Source organism: Paenibacillus sp. NPDC058898 (genome assembly GCF_049316025.1).
GTDB lineage: Bacteria > Bacillota > Bacilli > Paenibacillales > Paenibacillaceae > Paenibacillus_AQ.
Genome location: NZ_JBMOSM010000006.1, coordinates 159,301 through 178,422, shown reverse-complemented (window position 1 = coordinate 178,422; position 19,122 = coordinate 159,301). Strand labels below are relative to the sequence as shown.

Here is a 19,122-nt window from a genome sequence, read left to right as displayed (position 1 = left end):
GATCATCCAAGGATAAATCCTGCACTTTTTATTTACAACACCTACACTATGCGTTCTAAGAAAAAGTTCGCTGCCTTTAAATGTCTTCATTAAGCCATTCTTCAAAGAGTCTTTAAAAGGACGCAGAACACTGGACAGGGAACCTAAGAAACGCGGCGGTAGAGATAAATTGAGAGGGATTAGCAATCTTAAAATTGCTGTTGTTGTCGCCCAGGACCGAAATGGTCAAGTCATTGCTCAAAAGGCTGGATGGATAGGTTCCAAGGAGTGGCTACAAAGTACTTGGATAATTATCTTTACTGGTTCAGCTCCCTTCAGCAAAGTAAGAAGTTGGCTGAAAAGGAGCAGATAAACCAAATGCTCCTCAATGCTTGCCAAAATTCAAATAGCATTACCGTCAATTTCTTACGTGAGGTATAAAAAAACAGCCATTCCTATGTTGGAACGACTGTATTACTTATTCCGCTAAAGCCCCCGTTACTTGAATAACTTATACCAGTATAAAGTGGTTTCAATATTAGGATTATATGACTGCTTTAGTGTGTCAACTCCACCTAGTATGAATCCTTGTTTCACATAAAATCTGCATGCTCCAAGATTATCATCTTGTGCTTCCAAGGACATTCCTATAAGTTTTCTTTGTTTTGCCCACTCTTCTGCTTTATTTAAGAGCAACTTTCCGACTCCACTGCCTCTATAATCTTTTTTAGTAGCAATGTTTTCAATATAACAGAAGCGATTCCAATCCTTAATTATTCTAATTTGTCCTATGCAAGTATTATTCATATAAGCTAAAAACAAAGTTTTATCCTCTCGGTTTATATATTGGCTCCAATCAAGTTTGTCATCTGGAAAACGTGTTTCTCTAGTTTCATCAAAAAGAACTTCTTTATAAGACCACCTTCCTGATTGTAAACTGGGGACAACTCTACCATATAACTTAAAATAATCATTTGTCATATTGATATCCTCTATTAACTCATTATTTAATGGAGAAATAATGAGTTTACTTTCACTACCCAATATTACACACTTCCTTTTATGATGTTTTGAAAATATTTTATTTAAGGATAATTAAACCCTATCTTATTCAACATTACTGCCCGTTAGCTGAATAAGCCTCTCCTTATATAATACCATAAAAAGTAAATTATTCCTTGTTATAATTTAAAGCATCAATCTTTACGAAAAGAGCCTTTAATAAAATGAAAAATTTTCGGCGCTTGGCGACCCGCTATGACAGGACAGCGAGCATGTTCAAGGCTTTTTTGGCGTTGATTTCGATAAGGATATGGCTGAAATAGGTTTGCGTACAGGCCCTAAAGCGATGATTATTGAGAATGTCATATTTCAAACTTATCGCTGCTAAAAAGATATTAAAGCGCCACGCCTCATGAAAAAAGCCATGGCGCTTTCTCAGGTCATCAATAAATGCTGACGCTCTACCAATACCCTGATCTTGCTACCGATATTTTTGGAAGTCTAGGGTACTCGGTCCTCCTTATGAAAAAAACCTCACTCCACACCCTTCAACGACTCAATCATATGAATCCGCGTCACCTTTTTCCGAAGCATGAGGTTGGAGAGAAGAGTTAGTAAGAACGCAAGCACAACCGATGCCAGCATAATCACAAGGTTTAATTGATCCGGGATTTGCTGATGCGTACTCGAAAGCGCCTGTATGATGATGGAATAGACATAACCGCTGATCGGCAGAGCGACAATGATTGCAAAAGCGGTTAACAGCATGTTTTCAGAGAAGATTAGCCGATTGATTTTACGTTTGGGGTAGCCTAAGACCTTCAGCGTAGCAAGCTCACGATTCCTTTCGTAAATGTTGATGGAAGAGATGGTGTAGATGGCGCCGAAGGACAGAATGACGGCGCAGACGATAAACATGATGAAGATAAAGCTGTTTTGCTTCAGCATATATTGCGCTGATTTCTTGAGATCATCCTTGTCTGCAATGGCATCCACCTGCGGGTCTTGTTCAAAGAAGCTGCGAACTCCCGCCAGATCTGCAGCGCTTTGGACGCTTACTAACAGCGAGGATGGATTGTAGTCTATACCCAAGCTCTTCATATAGCCCGGTGTGCTGTAGAACGACGGATTCGAATACTGTGTGGATATATCCAGAACCCTCATATCGACGATGGTTTGGTTAAACTCCGGTGCCGTAAATTGAATCTGAATCGTATCCCCTTCAGCAATATGATACTGATCCGCGTAAGATTTCGGTACCAGCACGCCATGTTCCTCTAACGATAGCCGATTGCCTTTTTCATCATAAAAGCGAATCAACTCATTATTCTGCTCCGTAACCACGAGCGCAGCGTTTTCTTTATTTTCCCCTTGGATGAATTCCACAGGGTAGGTGGACAACCCATAATGGTCTGCAATGCCGGAGGGCAGTGCTGCCTGATCCGGGAACGATCCCACCCTATAATCGACTCGTAAATCATACGTATTTACCTCTTCAATCTGGCTAGCTACTTTGAGCAGGGCCGTCTGCGTGCCAAAAGCGCTGATCAACAAAACCGTACTGACCACAACGCCAACGGAGCTCGCGAGTGCTTTTTGTTTATTTAAGAATATATTTCTTAGAATGATCTTGTAGCTGTAAGGCAGCCGACTCCACATCCCCGGAACTTTCTCGATGAGCAGCTTCTTCATTTTCTTCGGCGGTTTCGGACGCATCGCCTGGGCAGCACGTTCTTGCAATATCGCTCTGCCGCTGAAATAGCAGGACAGCATGCCAAACGCACTGGAGCAGATCATTGGAGGTAGGAGTGTAAAGAACGAAAGGGAGAACGTCAGGTCAGGCAGGGAGTAGGATCTTCCAATCGACGTTGTAATGAGTGGAATGAACAGGGCGGCGGCTATGGCATAGCCCAAGATGGAGCCGATGACACCCGCCAGCACAGGGTAGCCCATGTAGTGAAGCATGATGCTTCTATTTTTCACCCCTAATGCCTTCATAATGCCCACTTGATTTCGCTGGGAATCGATAATCCTCGACATGATCAGAAACAGGATCACCGCTTCAATCAAAAAGAGAACGATCGGGATCACCCTGCTCATCAGCTTATTATTATGAATCGTTTGCTGGGTCTGGGAATAGTTGAAGGTCCGCTCTTTGCTAACCTGGCTTACATAAGGGAGCGACTGGGAATGTGCCTCAATGGCTTGGCCTAACTTGTCCGTGTCGTAACCATTCTGGGCATCAATCATGATCTCATTGTAGAAAAATCCGCCAGCGATTTCAGGTATGGTCTCTTCGGGGATATAAGCTATTCCAAAAGCTTGATGGTCCTGGGTTTCGTTCTTCTTGGCATGCTCCACATTCTCGTTCAAACCGCTGATCGTGAACGTCATATCCTTGTCATTCACACGAATGCTGATGGAATCACCGACACGGTAATGATGCGCCTCGGCATAGTGGGAGTCCAATAGGATCTCATTCGGCCCTTCTGGCATCCTGCCCTCCATCATCCTGGACGTGTTAATTGCATTCGGTACGGGGATCGAATGCACCGTTAATGTAGCTTTATCATCTTCAAAAGCCTGTTCGGCCTGGACGGTATAACGCCCTTCAATATGATGAATGCCTTCAATGCTCCGTAAATCCGCAACATCCTCTGCGGAAATTTCACCGTAATAGACGTTCAAGTCGCTTAGATTATGTTCTTGAAAATACCCCTTCGTATAGGCGCTAAGATTGTCGCTCAAGGTAACCAGCCCCGTGTAGAAAAAAGCTCCCACCGCGATAACCAAAACAATGGCTATGAATTGTCCTACCGACTGTTTCATGTCCCTTAATAATTTCAACGATAAAATCTTCATCACCACTCGATCCCTTCAACGCTTTGTTTGTGCTCATTGATCGTGATGCTCTCGATCTTCCCGCTCTTGACGCGGATCACTTTATCCGCCATCGGCGCGATGGCCGAATTATGGGTGACCAGCACGACGCATGTCTTCGTTTCCTTGTTCAAATCTTGAAGAAGCTTTAAGACCGACTTTCCTGTCACATAATCCAGAGCACCGGTGGGTTCGTCGCAGAGCAGAAGCGCGGGATTCTTGGCGACCGCTCTTGCGATCGCAACTCTTTGCTGTTCACCGCCAGAGAGCTGGGAAGGGAAGTTCTTCAAACGATCCGTTAGTCCAACCTTATGTAAAATATCACGGGCGTCCAGATGGTCCTTACATACCTCCGTTGCAAATTCCACGTTCTCCAGCGCATTCAAATTCGGAATCAGGTTATAGAATTGAAATACGAAGCCAACCTGCTCGCCTCGATATTCGGTTAATCTCTTCTCGCTCCATCCCGTAATCTCTTGATCTCCAACAAACACTTGTCCTGAGGTAGCGGTATCCATCCCGCCGAGAATGTTCAAAATCGTGCTTTTCCCCGCCCCGCTGGCCCCTAGAATCACGACGAATTCCCCCTCTAATATGGAAAAGTCAACACCCGCAAGGGCTTGAATCGTCACTTCGCCGATTGGATAGGCCTTGGTTACCTTTTTGAATTCGATTAACGTTGTCACTTCTTACATCTCCCCGTATTGGATTTTCAGTTGGCCTTGATGCGTTTAATCTCATCATTACACCTTATGGTACAAGAGACACCCGACACGCGATGTATTCCATCATCAGCCTCAAGAAGGAATTCCCTTTAGCGACTGGCTAAGGGAATTCCATTGCTGAATCCGGACGAAATTTTCCAAAAGGTAAAAAACAAAAAGCCGCCATCCAACTGTGGGATAGCGGTCTGTTTCATCCTTATAACGGTTTTCCAAAATATCATGGAAGAGTTGTTGATCTTGTCTGAAATGGAACTGATTTAACTTAAAAGCGTCTCTGAAGCCAGCGTAAACCCTTCAATCGCGACATCTTCATCGACTTCAATCATGATGCAGCGTTTACCTTGGAAATTCACCTGTTTGACATACCTTAAATCCTGCGGGCTAACCGAAATCGTAGCTACCTTGGTTTCGATCTTAATGGATTTGGAAGTATACTTCGGCATGACGCTGGTTGCTTTCATTTCATAGTTCTTGTTGTCTACGATGGTTTCAAATGCCCGCTCCACCTTCTCGGTTGTCACGTCCTCTACGCCGCTTGCGTTCAGTACGCGCTCCAGATCTTTATAATCCAGCTTTGGAGGCTCTTCCTCCTTCGTCTCTTCGTTAATTTCGATCACCCGGTTAATTTCCTCGTACACCTGGGCAATGGTCGCTGAATCGAGCTGTTCGCCGGCCACTTCCTTGACGATATCCTCGAAGATCGCTCGCTCTTCAAGTGCCGTCACGGATCTTTCTCCGTTCAAGACCTGTTCGACAAAATGTGGATCCGGAAAATTCGATTTTCCCGTACAATACAAAATACGATTCACATCGGAATAATTGTCCGTCACGCTAGGGTACAGGAATCCTTGCTCCGGCGTGCTTAACTTGATAATCGGATCTACTATGATATTGTACTTGAACTCCCGCTCCACATAATCGAACAAGAGCGTCTTCCGTTGTTTCTCCGTAGAATTCACACTGCATAAAATAAACGGATGGGCGAACACCTCGTTCTTCTCGCTCTCTTCCGCTTCATCGTTTCTCGCCTTGGTCGGCATATAATACTGTCCCCGAACGAACGTGACCACCATATCCCGCTCATATTGGGCATCCTTCAGCATTCTATCCACCAGCATCAGCATCAAGTCCTGCCATTCTTCCGGATCACCCGACACGAGCGCTTGGTGAAGCATGACCTGCGCCGGTTCTTCCGCTGCTTCCTGAAACCTCAATTCGAACAATTTTTGATCCAGTTCGCCGGTCAGCAGTTTTTTGAAATTACCCATGTATAACTCTTGCTTCTCCCGATCCACCAGTTCGAACGGCAGGCGCTCCCAGTGATAGATTTCATTCGTTTCCTTCGTAATATAGACATTGAGAATATCGTAAATATTCATTAAATCGTGATCCAGCTTAAATTGCTTGCGTATATTGGCGACTTCTTTTTTGTTCATATCGGATTCGGCAGCTCCTTAGATATATTCTAGCTTATATAGTATAAATTATTGGAACGCAAATTGGTAAGCGATCTTGCGGCTTGCATTGCTGTGCCTAGGGTCAATTCCCCTGTGCGCCTGATCCTCTATTGTTGCATATTTGAATACCTGAGTCGAGTACATACCCTTGTGGGAACCCATACCAAAAAGAGATATCCTTACTCGAAGGATACCTCTTCCGGATACTCGAACCTATTCATTCAAACAACCTTTGATGTTTATGAAAAAACCGGTAAAAGAATTGTACATTGTCGAGTTCAAACCATTCTGCCGTTTGCAAAATCTTGGCATCGAGATTGTAGATCTTCGCATGAAGCGTACCCAGAACAAAGGGAGAATGCGTAGCAATAATAAACTGACTGTCAAAATAACGCGCCAGATCGTTCATTTGCTCGGCCAGCTTGATTTGATTCGCCGGAGAAAGCGACGTTTCCGGTTCATCCAATAAATACAGTTGCCCGGGAAGCAAATATTCCTCAAAAAACTGCATCGAGCTTTCCCCGTTCGAATACTTCTCCTGAGCGAATTGAATGATGTCCATCTTCTTCTTGAATTCATACGACTGCTCCAGCTCTTCTACCTCGGCCTTGCTCTTTCCCTGTACGAACTGCTCATGCAGCAGCCCTTCGCGAAGCACGCTTTCCTGCTGTATTTTCTTGATTTCATACAATAGATCCTCTGACTTGATGTACCGGCTCCCGTCGGGGAGCTTATATATGGGATGCTCCTGGTCATCATGCCCGAGTTGGTAGCTGCTTTCCTCGATAAACCGCTGCGCGTACACGTTGTGACCATAGCTTGTCATTCGCTCAGCGCCCGCAATTCCCAATTTGTTGGCGATTAGATTCAGCAAGGAGGATTTGCCGGAGCCATTACTGCCGTATAATACCGTGATTCGATCAAACAGCAGAACTTCCCCTGCCATGTGCCTGAACACATGATCGGGATATATATTCGGGTTACTGGAAATGGAAGAAGAGAGTTTGAAGTTAGTTAAATATAGCATCGCCCTCGCTCCCCTCATTCAAGCACGGTCCAAATATCCAGTGCCGCCAGACGAATCGCCGCATGCTCATGATTCCGGTACGCTCTTAAACGGTCGGTACAAGCCTGGTTCCACAAAAGGTACGTTCCCGCAACCTTCAGCAAAGAAAGACCGATATATTGGGCCGCAAACGGCTGCCGATCTCTCAAATGGTCCACCAGGTCCAGAATCGCCTCCGGCCTCCAATACGCCTGGCTGGCATTGGCTGCCCGAGCGATCTGTCTGTAGGCATAATCCAACAGATACGGATGCGTGTTCACCATTTGAATCACAGGGTCCAAATGCAAGGCAGCCTGATCCGCTTGGTTCCATTCAATAATCGCCAAATGCAACTTGATCACGGCTGGTTTCAGGGTTTCTTGGGACTTAAGAGCATCGATCATGCCCGTATATAAAGGAATGAGTACCCGCCTTGCATTTGGAGGTAATGAGATCAGCTTATCAATCAATGCCACCAGACGCTGCCGCTCTGGAAAGTCTCTCTCCGGGGCAGCATTCCATTCAACCTTCGTCTCCGTGTTAGCCAACTGTGTGCAAACGCCGATGACCCGATCGTTCACCTTCCCATCACGACAAGCCACAATGAGCGTATCCATCGCCGCCTTCCATCTGGCGTTATCCTCCAAGTCAAGAATCGCTCGGCCGGCGGAAGCCGCGACCTTATCCTCGCTTCCATTCACCCAACGGCTCATGGCTTGGAAAGCCTCTCTTGCCACAACGGGATCGGTATGCCCTGCAATCTCGATAATCAATTGCAAATACCTTGGCCGAGCCTCCACCGGAAGTCCGCCAGCATACTGGTTAAGCAGGCTTCTTGCGATATCACGCTGCGGTGAAGCAGCCATGGCACTCATCAGGGTCCAGCTGCGTTCATCATCGAGCCATTGTCTGGCAGCGTGACCAATGGCGATTATCACGTCTTTGTGTACATTCGGTTTCTCGTATTCACGGATGAGAAGCGCCATGCTCTCACTGCTTTTATAAGCTCCAAGCAGGCGGATTGCTTCTTTTCTGACCGTGATTTTCAATTTCTCCCGATTCAGCAAGTCTGACAGCATGGACGTCAACAAGACCGGGCTCACCCTGCGCAAACATCTGGGGATCGAGTACATGGCGACCCGAGCACGGTCTCCATCCAGGTTGCCCAGTAATACAGGAAGTGCCTTCTCCGGCTCTTCCCATAACGAATATGCGTAAAGCGCTGCCTCGACGACATGCACTTCCTCATCCTGCAGCAGGACCTCCAGTTGATCGGATTCATAATCCGGCATGACGGCCAAGCTCCGCATCGCCACCGCACGTTCATGGAAACTCCGTTTGGCATCCAATGCCACCCGTTCCAAGAGGGAAGCTAATGCCTTTTGCTGACGCGGCAGCCACCGATGAAATCCATTATAGGCGGGCACAACATAAATCGTTTTTCCCGATAAATGCTTGCCTTTGATGATTTTTCCCGAGATGAACGGGGTAAGCCACTCCTGACGCTTCAGATGCAGATGCATAAATACGTCGTGGAATGAGATGAAGGATGGGTCTCTGTCCAGCAGTTCTCTAACCCTCTCATCCCGAGTTTCATACGGTGCCAGCCAATAATGAACCGCCTGCGGCGATACCGTTTTAGCCTTCAACAGTTCCTCCAGCAGAAGCTGAAGTTTCGGCAATCGATCCACGGCTTTTCCGAACAAATCAGCCATACGCAGGACCACACTTACGTTTTCGCGCTTGTTCGCTTCTACACCAAAGGCATAAATCTCATCGAACAACGCTTCCAGTGCTGAACTTGGTATGCTATCCCAATCCATCGAGAAGAGCGCAAACTGACCGTCCCGCATCGTCAATCTTCCAAACGTTCTCAAAGCGAACTTGAACAGTTCGCCCTTCGGCTCCAATGCATGTTCACGCAGTATGGCAAAAGCCAGTTTCTCCGTGGCGGACCTTGTCCCGTACGAAGTGTCCCTGGCTTCAACCACGCTATCCACCAGCACAGTCAGATCGTTCACATGCTCATCCTTAAACATGGGAGCAGGACAGTTTGAGAGCTCGACCATAACTTGCCAGCGCACCGGATCCTGGTCGTTCTTGATTCGAGTCAGGAAGCGCAGCGTCTCATCCATTCCGCTTCGGGATAGAGCTGTACTCCGAACAAGGTGGGCATAGGCCGCAGCACGCTCATCCGCTTTAGACACCTGGACGGCTTGCTCCAGCTTCTCCCTGGCGTTAACAATGAAACGGCGTGCCGTTGTTTCGAGCATGTCATCCTGATGATCACGAATGTCGCGAAGTTCCAGCATGCGGGCAGCTTCCTTGTCGCGCAGTCGGTGTGGCAGTACATCCAGCAGCGGCATAGGGAAAATGCGTGTCTTCCGCTCGTCTTCCTTATAAGCCGTATCAAACATCGCTTCGCGATAAGACGGCGCAAGGGTATCCAGCACCTTGGCTACATGCACAGGCTGATCTGCAAGCAAGGTAGTCAGCGTGGTCCACTGCGCTGTGGTGAACCATTTTCTCTTCTTCAACACGCCTGCCGGAACGCCATGATTCAAAAGATATTCCCGTGTCTCCTCACGTGTCAGCAGTTCGAATACGTCCTCAGGGCTGGCCTGAATCAGAATGCCCAATTGCTGCTTGAGTACAGGATGAATCATATCCGTCGGCCCAAGCGTAAGCGCACATTCCAGCACGATTGCGGGTCTTGTAACACTCAATACTTCAATCGCCGATGAGAGCGTCCACCATATAGTGACCTTTTCCCGATGCGTTGCGTTCTGCAAAGCATTCTTGAAATATGCTGCAACCAGATCGGGATAGTGCTTCGTTAAGAGCCGCCAATTCTGCAGGGCATACCCCAGCTCCGGAAGCCTGTTGCGAACCGTCTCTTCGCTGCACACGGTCAACAATAAGGAAGCTTCCTGTGCGCCCCACCGGTCAAGCACGAGCGGCAGCAGCCGTTCCGCCCAATCCTGACGATATGTATTCAAGATGCTCCGCAGCAATTGGCGGCGGCAATGATACGACATCAGAGCGATTTCGGATTCAATTGAAAAGTCCGGATCTGTCACCACTTCTGGCAGTAATCCAGCTGCCCGGCCCCTAACTCCTGCCTTCGAATGCTTCAGGGCAAGTAAAACGGCATGAGCATCATGCACTACGTCGGCACCGGTCAAAGCTAGATGCGCCTCATAGGCGGTGCCGCTTTCGAGCAAAGATACGAGCAGCGCGGAATAATCCGCTTCTCCTTTATGCTGGCGCCCCAGAAGCGCCATCCGCTTCATCCTGTCCGAATAGCCCAGCGAATCCAGCTCCATGAGCAATTGCTCTTTTTTCATCAGATCATGGTTATATGTCAACATTTCCTCTCCCCTCGTGTACTTATAACTGATTATAATTTCTACGTAACCGATTTACACAAGCTCTCCTGGAAGTATATAACTTCTTGTTTGTTCGTGCTATGGCCACAGCCGGGGGATAGTTGGATGGTCATGAAAGTGAGATGAATCAACTCCATACTGTATGGAAGTGAGCCTCATCTGCATTCCCGCTGCTCTACCCCGCTTTATTTAAGATGATTGGCAGCGTGATTTGTAGCGAAAAGATATCTTTTTCCTGAGATACCGTCAACGTTCCGTTGTGCTGCTGTATCATTTTCTGACAACTAACGAGCCCGATTTCGTTGCTATCTTTCTTTTTGCCGACACGTTTAATCTTATTCTCTACAACAAGAAAGACCCATTGCTGCTTCAAGTAGACCCTGATCTGAACGGGCTCTGATGGATCGGCGTATTTTCGAATATTTGAAAATATGTTATCGAATACACGGCGAATGGCGACCAGATTGATTTCCAGCAGAAATTTCTCGTGATTAGAATTGGCCTGAATCTGAACATCGATATCATCCAAAACGACCAGTTGTTCATCAATGAGTTGATCGATAAGCGCTCTGCCCTCATAGATTTCAAATTCCACTTCCTCTTCTTCCGCAGCAGAGGATACCGTAAAATATTCGAATAGTTTGTCCGACAGTGCCTTGATCTGATAAGCTTTCTCCCTGCTGTTATGAATATACTGCAATAAATCCTCCTGCGTCTTATATTTGTTGAGTTCTATAATGTCCATATATCCCAACAGAATCGTAAGCGGGGTACGGAGGTCATGGGAAATTGCCGTGATCAATTCACGATTGGCTATCCTCACCCTCTCCTCGCTGCCGAGCCGCTCAATAAATGATTTTCTCATCTCATCAATACTTTGGGCCAAAGACGACAGTTCATCCTTTCCCGATATCGTAATCGAATAATCCAAATTTCCACCTTCGAGTATCTTAATCTCTTGTTCAAGCCTGCCAATATATGATGTTTTCCTGTTAATAAAGAGTAGAAAGGAAACAATGAACACAACAGCCGAGACGAAAACACCAATAATCAGAATGAGGGTATAATATTGATACTCATAAAAGCCGACCAGATATATCTGGGCATCCTGATCCGCGAAACTAATCGTCTTGATGGGTATTTTCGATGGTACCAATTGGGTTAAAAGCTCTTCATTGATGGCAGAATCAATCCCGGTATTGGAGGAATATATCAATTTATCTTTTACAAAAATATACAGATTTAAGTATCGTTCCTCACTTACCCATGCGGACAATCGCTCATGATCAGAGGTTGACACGTTCTGGCTATTCACAAATGTTTCGAATCGATCAAGCGCATCTTGCTGCCTGTTCTCTACAAAAGTGGATTTGCTTAAGTAATTATCCAGTACTGTCTCACCAACAACTTGTAAAATAACGAGTGTACTTATGGAAATGACTAAAGAAATCATAACCGCCAGCACCAATTTGATCTTCAGCTTTTTCCCCATTAGCAATCTATTCAATTTTGTACCCCTTCCCCCAAACGGTCTTCACATATTTAGGGTTCTGTGGGTCGTCCTCCAGCTTGCTTCTCAAATTGCGAATGTGAACCATAACCGTGTTATTACACGTATAAAAGTAGGGCTGCCCCCAGACACTCTCATATATGTTTTCCGCCGAAAATACCTTTCGCCGTTTCTTCGCTAGCAACAACAAGATCTGGTATTCAATTTCGGTTAAAGCCACTTCCTTCTCCCCAACAAAAACAGTCTTGGAATCCTGATGGACCGTAAGATCCTCCATGATGATTTGGTCCGTTTCTTCCCTCTTCTCCTTGCCACGATACACATAATACCTTCGAAGCAATGCCTTTACCCTTGCAACGAGTTCTGTATAGGAAAAGGGTTTGGACAAAAAATCATCACTCCCGGAGGAGAAGGCCAATTGTTTGTCCGAATCCTGCGTTTTAGCTGTGAGAAACAGGATCGGAGCACTTGTTTTTTCACGAATCTCCAGACACGCCTTCAGCCCCGATTTATTCGGCATCATCATATCCAAGATAATGAGATCCGTCTCTTCATTCACTTTATCAATTGCGTCCTGACCATCTACCGCTTCAAGGACTTCATAATTCTCGCTCTCTAACAAAATCTTTACAATTTCACGAATCTCACTGTTATCGTCAGCAATTAAAATTTGCTTGCTCATCCGATCCCTCCGTCCAATTTCAGTATAATATGCGTTAGCAGCCACTACCAGCAGATACAATCGACTTAAGAATTCTTCAGAAGTTATGTAGGTGACTCTTCATTTTTTCGTTTTATACTGTAATCAGTAAAGGTCATAACGCAAAGGAGTCATCAGCTATGCCACAACTTTCGAGAAAAACAGTCATGAAAATACTGTTGGGTCTGTTAATGATTTTGTCCATTGGTTTACTGATCTATTATTCTCCTGCCATTATTAAAGTCATGTCGTCCATGGACAATTTCAGAGCGTATATTCATTCAACGGGACATTGGGGTCCGGTCATGTTTATTTTATTCCAGATACTTCAGATCGTGGTTGCGCCTATTCCGGGTGAAGTGGTGCAGGTTGCAGGAGGATATATCTATGGGGTTACTCTTGGGTCATTCTATACTACAGTAGGCTTGGTATTGGGCTCAGCGATTGCTTTTTATTTCACTCGTTTTATCGGTCGCAATTTTATTGCGCGATTGCTGCAAAAGAAAGACTATAAGTGGATGTCGTTTATTCATGATGAGAAGAAGTTCTCTGCCTTTTTGTTTATCTTTTTCGTGATTCCCGGTTTGCCGAAAGACATGCTCGTATTTGTTGCCGCTCTTACATCCATGAGTTCTTTAAGATTCTTCACGATACTTCTGGTTGGTCGTCTGCCATGGATTATTGCCTCTGCCGCGGTAGGGTCCACAATTCATATGCAACAATACAGCATCGCCATTATCATATCCGTCATTGCCGTTATTGGTTTCGTACTCGGATATATCTATAAAGATAAATTGATGAACTTGTTCTCCAAAGTGGAGAAATCGAAAGGGACAAGTCCTTCTGCCAAACCCAAGGCAATCCCCAGCTTAGCAAAGAGTAGAGATTTGGTAACAAAAAAAGGATAATACAAGATATACAAGAAACCATCATCCTGCAAAAAACACGGCGACCTCTCCCCTGATTGATTCCGGGAAAAGGTCGCCGTTTATATTAATATCTCGTTTTATTGTCTAGCTACCCCAATATTGCTTGGCAATCTGTTGACCTTGATCGATTTTTGCCCATTGCTCGGCTTCGCTTAGTTCGTTACCGCCATCGCAGGACGCAAAGCCGCATTGATGTGAGAGCAGCAGACGATCCTTATCAATGATTTTGGATGCTTCGTCAAGCAGTCGGATTACGCGTGCTTCATCATCAAGCGTATTTGTTTTGGAAGACAGCAAGCCCAGAACAATCTCCGTTTCCGGTCTGTCCTTGAAAACCTCCAATGCTTCAATCGAACCCGCACGATCATCATCCCACTCGAGGAAGAAGCGATCATATTTCAATTGCTTCAGAAACAAGTTGGCGATTTTCGCATAAGATCCACCGCCCATGTTGCGGGAATCATAGTTGCCGCGGCAGTTGTGTGTCCACATTTTCAAGCCAAGGCTATGACCGAAGTCAATCACGGTATTGTTAATATCAATAAATTCGGTGGCGAGCCCCTGTACTTCCGCTTGATTAATATGCTCCCCTGTAAACGGAGAGTTCGGGTTGTCGTCTGCAAACAGCTCCCATAAGCAATCATCGAATTGCAAGATTTTGCCGCCTGCCGCAGCGAATTCCTCCACGAATTCCTTATACGCGCTCACAAGGCCCGCTTTGAGCTCCTGTTTGTTCTGATAAACCGCATCCGTGCCGCCAATGTTATCCGACCAGGAAAGTTCACCGAAGATATGGGAAGGAGATGGTACGCAAAGTTTCGTTTGCTGATCGCCTGCCGTATCTTGAAGCTGTTTGAACAGTTTAATGAAGTGATGATTCTTTCCGCTCAGTTTGTCAGTAATGCGCAATCCAATATCTTTGCGTGTTTCATATTTCGAGGTTCCGTCCACATCCCGGAAAAAGTAGCCATGGTCCGCGATATAACGCTGGGCTCCGCCAAAGCCCCATACAAAATCCAGATGCCACATCGATTTGGAGAATTCACCGTCCGTAATAACCGACAGGTTATGCTCGATTTCCTTTTTCACGACCTGTTTGATCGCCTCTGTCTCGCACTCGGCATACCCTTCAAAATTCTCATAAAAAGGGTACTGGATATCATCACGATGTTCAATTTGCGTTTTATATTTCAGCAGCTCTTCAGGCCGCAACAAACTTCCTACGATCTGGAACTTATCAGTCATGTAAATAACCCCCTCGTTGTATACGATGATCATATCACGACGAGCGGGGTTAGAAGACATACCAAAAGAACATAACTAGTTATAGCTAAAAGCTATAGCAAGAAGGAGTGCTGAGATTTTCCAAAAGAAAAAACACAGCCAATTCGGCTATGTTTTCTAAAAATGTTATTCGTTCTCCTGGAGCGCTGTTGTTTCTCCAGCCTATCCATTTAGTTTCCGTGTTCATCTGCCTCATCATGATCCTTGCTTGCAAATTCATCGAGCAGCGCACGTACTTCACTTGTTGATTTTGCGTTCATTAAGTTATTTCGGAGTTCGCTTGCCCCTCGGAATCCACGGACATAGATTTTGAAGAAGCGAGCAAGAGGTCTGAAGGAGCGTGGCTCCTGTGCTGAATATTGATCATGGAGATCCAGATGCAGCCGCAGCAGATCAAGCAATTCCTCACTGCTATGATCCTTCGGCTCCTTCTCAAAAGCAAACGGATTATGAAAAATACCACGTCCAATCATAATGCCGTCCACTCCATATTGTTCAGCGAGCTGGAGTCCGGTCTGACGGTCAGGAATATCCCCGTTAATGGTTAGAAGTGTGTCTGGAGCCACCTCATCACGAAGTTTCTTAATCTCCGGAATCAGTTCCCAATGAGCGTCTACTTTACTCATCTCATCTCTTGTCCGCAGATGAATGGACAGATTCACAATGTCTTGTTTCAAAATATGGGTTAACCAGTCGCGCCATTCGTCTACGCTACTAAAACCGAGCCTTGTTTTTACACTGACGGGCAGTCCCCCGGCTTTGGCGGCCTGGATAAGTTCCGCTGCAATGTCGGGACGGCAGATCAGCCCGCTTCCCTTCCCATTCTCTGCTACATTCGCTACAGGACAACCCATATTAATATCGATGCCTTTAAACCCTTCTTTCGCCATGCCGATACTCATTTGACGAAAGCACTCCGGCTTATCTCCCCAGATATGGGCTACCATGGGCTGTTCATCCTCTGTAAAAGTCAAACGTCCGCGCACACTATGGTTCCCCTCCGGGTGACAATAGCTCTCTGTATTCGCAAACTCCGTAAAAAACACATCCGGTCTGGCTGCTTCACTTACAACATGACGAAACACAACATCCGTCACATCTTCCATGGGCGCCAGTACAAAAAATGGTCGTGGTAAATCACGCCAAAAATTATCTGTCATATCCAATACCCCTCTATACATACCAGGACAAATCTTTATCCCGAAATAGTAAGTCCAACCTGTTCTTGATCTTGTTCATGCTCTTGCTTTTTCTTCACTTATAGCATATTTAAGCAATGTATATCAAATAGCAGTATATGTTAATCGTAGACACTTTAATGAATATATCATATTCCAGAGAGGTGCATACCCCCAATAAAAAAAGAGGGGCGTGGCCCCTCCTTGCTATTATTTATTTTATCGCCATATGCATTGCCGCGACACCGCCACTATAGCTTTTTACATCTACTTTGGAAAATCCCGCTTCCAAAAACATTTGTTTCAGTACATTTTTATTGGGGAAATGACGAGCTGATTCTTGTAACCATGAGTATTCATCATAACTTTTGGCAATAAACTTTCCAAGCAAGGGCATGATATAGCGAACATAAAAGAGGGAAGCTTGTCTATAACCGATTACTGTGGGTTGGGATGTTTCTAAACAAACGACTTGTCCGCCTGGTTTAGTTACTCGATACATCTCCCGCAACACGGTTGAATAATCGGGTACATTTCTTAAACCAAAACCAATAGTTACATAATCAAATGAATCATCTTCAAAAGGAAGCTCCATGGCATTTCCCTGGATAAGGGTAAGCTGCTTTAAAGCTTGTTGCTCTTGCTTATCTTGGGCTATTTTGAGCATGTTTTGGCTAAAATCTAATCCAATGACTTCTCCATGCGTTCCAACAGCATTTGCTAAAGCAATCGCCCAATCCCCGGTTCCAGTGCACACATCAAGAGCTTTACTACCTTCTTTCACCTTCATCCGTTTCATAACATCATGGCGCCATGCGATATGTCTCCTAAAAGTGATGACCGAGTTCATCGAGTCGTATTGATCCGATATCTTTTCAAATACCTGATGAACTCTTTCCGACTTTGTTTGTTCAGACATGAAATTCCCTCTCTTCCACAAGTGCAATATGATTCTTTCAACGAAAATTATTTATGCTCATCACGCACTGCGCCGCAGTTCATAAAAATATTGCACAATCGGATGCTTTAGCTTCATCCTATCTGCCATGTTTAAAATCCGCTTTTTGCCAACTCGTCTGTCTACCAAAGCTAGAATATTCAATAAGATATCATCGCTCTCTATGCTTTCTTCTATAGAAGTAGATAAGAACTTATTCGCTGTAGCGACAAAATTGGATTTACTTAATGCAGCCTGTGCTGACAAAAGCTCCTTTGCGAGTACGGATACTTTTCTGTTTCTTGCAATTACGTTTAGACGATCCTCTGGAACGGTCCCTTTCGTTTCCTTTCTGACGGCTTCCAATTCATCATCGCTGATCGGAATTTGGATATTGGGATCATTCTTAATTTCCAGCTCCGTCTGATACCATCTGATGGAGCTGGTTTTATCACTCATATTGAGTACGTTCTTTTTATCTACCGAAATATAACAAAGCCCTGCTTTATCAGGTAAATAACGATAACCGGTGGCGCGATATTCAACTCTTCCAGCTAATGCAGGACTGAGAAAACTCTCCAGCTGTTGCTTCAATTTGCTCCAGGACATGGTTCCTCCTATGTTTTCAAACCCTGAGGGGCGCGGTATCATTCTGCACATCTTATTCAGTGTCAACAACTCATGACTGAAGTCGCGAGCTTGTAACTGCCCGGAAGTGAGAGCGGCGGGTTAGGCCTCCTTCCTTAACATGGCGTTACGATAGGCAGGTTGACTGCTGCCCGGCTGTACAGGTATACCTACACAGCCACTTCAGCGATGTACTTCATTCCAATGCGCTGAAGATTCATGGCTCCAATTCGATCATCATTAGAGCCGTAGCCGCACTCTCTGCAACAGAAGTGGTGCTTTTTCCTGTCGCGGTTCGCTTTGTTTGTACGCAGGCACTTCGGGCACTTCTGAGACGTGTACTCCGGATTCGCTGCGATCACCTTGGCGCCTGAACGAATCCCTTTGTACTCGATCATCTGACGAAGTTGGTAAAACGACCATGACACGCTCTCGTATCGATCCCGGATGCGAACACGTTCTGTCACATGGCGAATGCCCGTTAAATCTTCCACAACGAATAAGGTATTCGCTCCGTACCGGTCAACGAGTGCCTTCGATATCCGATGGTTGACATCGGTCATATAACGGTTTTCTCGCTGTCCGATACGCTTGATCGCTCTGCGGGCGGAAGCTGTTCCAACCTGTTGCAGCCGCTTGCGAAGCCGCTTGTACTTTGAACGCTGGTTCTTGACCCTTCTGCCGTGGAAGAATGCGGTTGTTCCCCGCGAATCATAGCTGACGGCGATAAAGTTGATCCCCATATCTACACCGACGATTCTTTCGATGTCATGCACGGACGGTTCGTCCACAGGTTGGGTCACGGGGATATGCAAGAAGAACTTTCCGCGCTTATGCACCAGTTTGGCTGTACCGAATGTCCATGTTCCATCCAAATAATGTTCCATGCCTTTGCTTTCAAAGGGGACCTTGATCCTCCCGGATAAGGTATTGACTGAAAACATTGGGTTTCGCATGGAGTAATCGCGGTTCCAGACCAAATCGAGTTCCGGCTTCTTGAATCGTACAAGAGTCCAGGGATGCCCATTTCCTTGAATGGACTTATAGCGGGCAATGACCGTCTTCATCACCGATTGGCCATTTGAGAGCGAAGCCCGAAATCGGCACGAAGCTTGCGATACGTCAAGAGATGCAGCTTCTGTTGGTGGAGCACCTTCTCATCAAAGACGAGCTTCGATACAAATTGGCTGGCCATCCGATAGGCATGGAGTGTCTGGAACAACAACTCTTTCTGCTCTGGTGAAGGTAAAATTTTGATTTTGGCGGTAACCGTTAGCTTCAACAGATCTCACCCATCCTTTCCGTGAGGATCGAAGTAGGAACAGGGACGTAACGTTTATATTTACCATTATACCAAACGTTGTTCTAGTCCAAAGTAGTTGTTTGTTTTTTGAGAAAGAAGGAGCATTTGCGATGATTCTAAGGAGGAAAAAAACGCAATTCCTCTCACGACTGAAGTCACGAGTGTCCTTACGCAAAG

The 19,122-nt window shown here is 45.7% G+C and carries 13 protein-coding genes and 2 pseudogenes; 2 read left to right on the top strand and 13 right to left on the bottom strand.

Going from position 1 to position 19,122, the window contains the following annotated elements; all coding sequences use genetic code 11:
• Nucleotides 1–97: 97 nt before the first annotated feature.
• Nucleotides 98–420: pseudogene (locus ACOZB4_RS18070) on the top strand (hypothetical protein); the annotation flags it as partial.
• A 57-nt stretch (nt 421–477) separates the two neighbouring features.
• Here the strand turns inward: ACOZB4_RS18070 and ACOZB4_RS18065 are convergent.
• The 8 genes from ACOZB4_RS18065 to ACOZB4_RS18030 form a co-directional block, all read right to left on the bottom strand.
• Nucleotides 478–1,023: a GNAT family N-acetyltransferase gene (locus ACOZB4_RS18065; protein ID WP_379406821.1), complete on the bottom strand. Its 546-nt coding sequence runs from the start codon at nt 1,021–1,023 to the stop codon at nt 478–480.
• A 492-nt stretch (nt 1,024–1,515) separates the two neighbouring features.
• On the bottom strand, nt 1,516–3,843 hold the full coding sequence (locus tag ACOZB4_RS18060; protein WP_379406820.1) for an ABC transporter permease: 2,328 nt from the start codon (nt 3,841–3,843) through the stop codon (nt 1,516–1,518).
• Nucleotides 3,843–4,547, bottom strand: coding sequence for an ABC transporter ATP-binding protein (locus tag ACOZB4_RS18055; RefSeq protein WP_379406819.1), 705 nt, complete (start codon nt 4,545–4,547; stop codon nt 3,843–3,845). The genes ACOZB4_RS18060 and ACOZB4_RS18055 overlap by 1 nt, the downstream gene beginning before the upstream one ends.
• A 296-nt stretch (nt 4,548–4,843) precedes the next feature.
• Entirely contained in the window at nt 4,844–6,022 is a 1,179-nt protein-coding gene (locus tag ACOZB4_RS18050; protein ID WP_339270707.1) for a DUF4317 domain-containing protein, read from the bottom strand.
• Nucleotides 6,023–6,260: 238 nt separating this feature from the next.
• Complete coding sequence (locus ACOZB4_RS18045) at nt 6,261–6,989, bottom strand: AAA family ATPase (protein WP_422759589.1); 729 nt, start codon at nt 6,987–6,989, stop codon at nt 6,261–6,263.
• Between the two features lie 95 nt (nt 6,990–7,084).
• A complete protein-coding gene (locus ACOZB4_RS18040; RefSeq protein WP_422759587.1) occupies nt 7,085–10,459 on the bottom strand; it encodes a HEAT repeat domain-containing protein in 3,375 nt (1,124 codons plus the stop codon).
• A 193-nt stretch (nt 10,460–10,652) separates the two neighbouring features.
• Entirely contained in the window at nt 10,653–11,984 is a 1,332-nt protein-coding gene (locus ACOZB4_RS18035; RefSeq protein ID WP_379406816.1) for a HAMP domain-containing sensor histidine kinase, read from the bottom strand.
• Nucleotides 11,977–12,669, bottom strand: coding sequence for a response regulator transcription factor (locus tag ACOZB4_RS18030; RefSeq protein ID WP_379406815.1), 693 nt, complete (start codon nt 12,667–12,669; stop codon nt 11,977–11,979). The genes ACOZB4_RS18035 and ACOZB4_RS18030 overlap by 8 nt, the downstream gene beginning before the upstream one ends.
• Nucleotides 12,670–12,854: 185 nt before the next feature.
• Here ACOZB4_RS18030 and ACOZB4_RS18025 point away from each other — a divergent pair, with 185 nt between their 5' ends.
• Entirely contained in the window at nt 12,855–13,595 is a 741-nt protein-coding gene (locus tag ACOZB4_RS18025) for a TVP38/TMEM64 family protein (RefSeq protein ID WP_422759586.1), read from the top strand.
• Between the two features lie 105 nt (nt 13,596–13,700).
• On the opposite strand, the gene ACOZB4_RS18020 is transcribed toward ACOZB4_RS18025, so the two are convergent.
• The 5 genes and pseudogenes from ACOZB4_RS18020 to ACOZB4_RS18000 form a co-directional block, all read right to left on the bottom strand.
• Nucleotides 13,701–14,861: a cobalamin-independent methionine synthase II family protein gene (locus ACOZB4_RS18020; RefSeq protein WP_379406813.1), complete on the bottom strand. Its 1,161-nt coding sequence runs from the start codon at nt 14,859–14,861 to the stop codon at nt 13,701–13,703.
• 209 nt (nt 14,862–15,070) lie between these two features.
• Complete coding sequence (locus tag ACOZB4_RS18015; RefSeq protein WP_379406812.1) at nt 15,071–16,060, bottom strand: tRNA dihydrouridine synthase; 990 nt, start codon at nt 16,058–16,060, stop codon at nt 15,071–15,073.
• Between the two features lie 232 nt (nt 16,061–16,292).
• Complete coding sequence (locus ACOZB4_RS18010; protein WP_379406811.1) at nt 16,293–16,997, bottom strand: demethylmenaquinone methyltransferase; 705 nt, start codon at nt 16,995–16,997, stop codon at nt 16,293–16,295.
• 60 nt (nt 16,998–17,057) lie between these two features.
• The gene (locus tag ACOZB4_RS18005) at nt 17,058–17,624 is read right to left on the bottom strand and encodes an SF0329 family protein (protein ID WP_379406810.1); all 567 of its coding nucleotides are present in this window, start codon (nt 17,622–17,624) and stop codon (nt 17,058–17,060) included.
• 188 nt (nt 17,625–17,812) lie between these two features.
• Nucleotides 17,813–18,924 (bottom strand): annotated as a pseudogene (locus ACOZB4_RS18000) (RNA-guided endonuclease TnpB family protein).
• Nucleotides 18,925–19,122 lie beyond the last annotated feature (198 nt).